The sequence below is a fragment of the Methylibium sp. genome, from assembly GCF_031393925.1.
Lineage (GTDB): Bacteria > Pseudomonadota > Gammaproteobacteria > Burkholderiales > Burkholderiaceae_C > Methylibium.
Genome location: NZ_JANMWL010000206.1, coordinates 1 through 2,656, shown reverse-complemented (window position 1 = coordinate 2,656; position 2,656 = coordinate 1). Strand labels below are relative to the sequence as shown.

Sequence of the window (2,656 nt, the reverse complement as noted above, 5' to 3'; positions counted from 1 at the left end):
TGCTGGTGACCCAGGGCGACGGCATCCACGACAGCCGCATGGACTGGGGCGACGCCAAGAACTGGGCCGGCCAGACCGCCGCGCGGCGCAACGAACTCACGCTCGCGGCGCTGTTTGCCGAGGAACTGGGCGCGGTCATCCAGGTGCGCACCGCCGAGCGCAGCGCCGTGCTGCGCACCCTGCGCGAAGCCGGACTAGGCAAGCACAGCCACGAGATCGGCAAGCCCAACGAGCGTGGCGTGGTCGAGGTGTGGCGTGACGCCAAGGCGCAGTTCAGCGCCGACCTGCGCGACCTGCACCAGGCCTGGGACGAGGTCAGCTGGCGCATCGCGCGCTTGCGCGACAACCCCGACTGCGCCGATGCCGAACACGCCGCGATCGGCGCGAGCGACGACACCGGCCTGCACCTGCGGCTCGCCTTCGACGCGAGCGACAAGGTCGCGGCGCCTTACATGCACGCCGCCAGGCCCAAGCTCGCCATCCTGCGCGAGCAGGGCGTCAATTCACACCTCGAGATGGCCTACGCCATGGCGCAGGCCGGCTTCGAGTGCTACGACGTTCACATGAGCGACCTGCAAACGGGCCGCGCGCGGCTCGACATGTTCCGGGGCTTCGTTGCCTGCGGCGGTTTCAGCTATGGCGACACGCTCGGCGCGGGCGAGGGCTGGGCGCGCTCGATCCTCTTCAACCCGCGTCTGGCCGAACAGTTCGCCACTTTCTTTGCGCGGCCCGAGAGTCTTGCGCTCGGTGTTTGCAACGGCTGCCAGATGATGGCGGCCCTCTCGCCCCTCATCCCCGGCGCCCAGGCTTGGCCCAAGTTCACGCGCAACAAGAGCGAGCAGTTCGAGGCGCGGCTGTCGCTGGTGGAGGTGCTGGAGTCGCCCTCGATCTTCTTTGCCGGCATGGCCGGCAGCCGACTGCCGATCGCGGTCGCCCACGGCGAAGGCTTTGCCGATTTCTCGCAGCGCGGCGACGCCAAGGCCGTGCAGCGCGCCATGCGCTTCGTCGACCACGCCGGCCACGGCACCGAGGCCTACCCCGCCAACCCCAACGGTAGCCCCGAAGGCCTCACCTCGGTGACCACGCCCGATGGCCGCTTCACCGTGCTCATGCCCCACCCCGAGCGCGTGTTTCGCAATGCGCAGATGAGCTGGACGAGTGGCGATCTGGCAGCCGCGAGCCCGTGGCTGCGCATGTTCCGCAACGCCAGGAAGTGGGTGGACGAATGATTTGAGCATCCACTGCGCTTGAACTTCATGTATTGACTCCCCCGCGCTCGCCGTTTGTGCACTCGCGCCGGCCTGCACACCAGCGACGCGGGCGCCTCGATCCTGCATGCGGGCGGGTGCGATGTCCTGCTCGCGCTCCAGCGACGCTTCGAGGTCGAATGCGTGCCGTCGCTGCTGGCGATGAGCCGCTCGGTGGCGCTGCCGACCCTGCATTTGCAGGTGCCCGATCCGGCCTGCGATCTCGACTACGTACCGAACGCGGTGCGCGAGGGCGTCGCGGTGCGCACCATGCTTTCCAACTCGTTTGCCTTCGGCGGCACGAACGTGGTGCTCGCGCTGCGTGCTGCGCTATCGTGAGCCGATGAAGCCCACCGTCGTTGCCGCTGCACCATTTCTTCACGACCGCCACGACCGCCACGACCGTCTGGATGCACTGCGCGGCGTCGCCATCGTCTGGATGGCGGCCTTCCATTTCTGCTTCGACCTGTCTTACCTGCGCTTCATCACCGAAGACTTCTACCGCGACCCGTTCTGGACCGTGCAGCGCACCTGCATCGTGAGCCTGTTCCTGTTTTGCGCCGGCCTCGGGCAGGCCGTGGCGGTGAAACAGCGGCAGACGTGGCCGCGTTTCTGGCGGCGCTGGGCGCAGGTCGCCGCGTGCGCGCTGCTCGTGAGCGCCGGCAGCGCCTTCATGTTCCCGCGCAGCTGGATCAGCTTCGGCGTGCTGCACGGCATTGCGCTCATGCTCCTCATCTGCCGCGCCAGCGCCGGGTGGGGCCGCTGGTTGTGGCCGCTCGGGCTGGTGGCGATTGCGCTGCCCTGGCTGGTGCAGCACCCGTTCTTCGACACCCGGCTCACCAACTGGGTTGGCCTCGTCACGCGCAAGCCGGTGACCGAGGACTACGTGCCGCTGCTGCCCTGGCTGGGTGTCATGTGGTGGGGGCTGGCGGCGGGGCTTTGGACGCTCGGGCGCCGACCGCGCTGGCTGACCGGTACCTTGGCTCGGCCGCTGGCGCCGCTGGCCGCCCTCGGCCGCTGGAGCCTGGCCTTCTACATGCTGCACCAGCCGGTGCTGCTGGGCCTTTTGCTTGCATGGCGCACCCTCGCCAACGCAGGCGCTGGAGCTTGATGCCGATTCGCGTTCATTCGAAAAAGAAAGGCAGTTTGCTATCGGCGATTTTCGGCGTGCGGGTTACGGGCAACGGCAAGGGCAAGGGCAAGGGCACGAGGGCGGTTGGGGGCGGCAAAGGCGCGTCCGGGCAGGCGGCAGCGCTTCATCGAGGCGGTCTCCGCTTTGCTTCGACTGCCTTGCGGTGCTCGGGCTCGTGGCCCGTCGCGCAACTCACTGCGCTCACTGCGTTCGCTGCGTTCAAACAAGCGCGACGAGTCAGAGGACGAAGCGCTGCGCGCGGCCACGAGCCCTGTGC

At 68.4% G+C, this 2,656-nt stretch carries 3 protein-coding genes; all 3 read left to right on the top strand.

Features of this window, described 5'->3' with window-relative positions; genetic code table 11:
* Positions 1–1,229, top strand: a 1,229-nt coding sequence (locus RMO12_RS11185) for a phosphoribosylformylglycinamidine synthase subunit PurQ (RefSeq protein WP_309639341.1), incomplete at its 5' end; no start/stop codon positions are given.
* A 54-nt stretch (positions 1,230–1,283) separates the two neighbouring features.
* Positions 1,284–1,586, top strand: coding sequence for a hypothetical protein (locus RMO12_RS11180; RefSeq protein WP_309639340.1), 303 nt, complete (start codon positions 1,284–1,286; stop codon positions 1,584–1,586).
* Between the two features lie 4 nt (positions 1,587–1,590).
* Positions 1,591–2,358, top strand: coding sequence for a heparan-alpha-glucosaminide N-acetyltransferase (locus tag RMO12_RS11175; protein WP_309639339.1), 768 nt, complete (start codon positions 1,591–1,593; stop codon positions 2,356–2,358).
* The last annotated feature ends 298 nt before the right edge of the window (positions 2,359–2,656 follow it).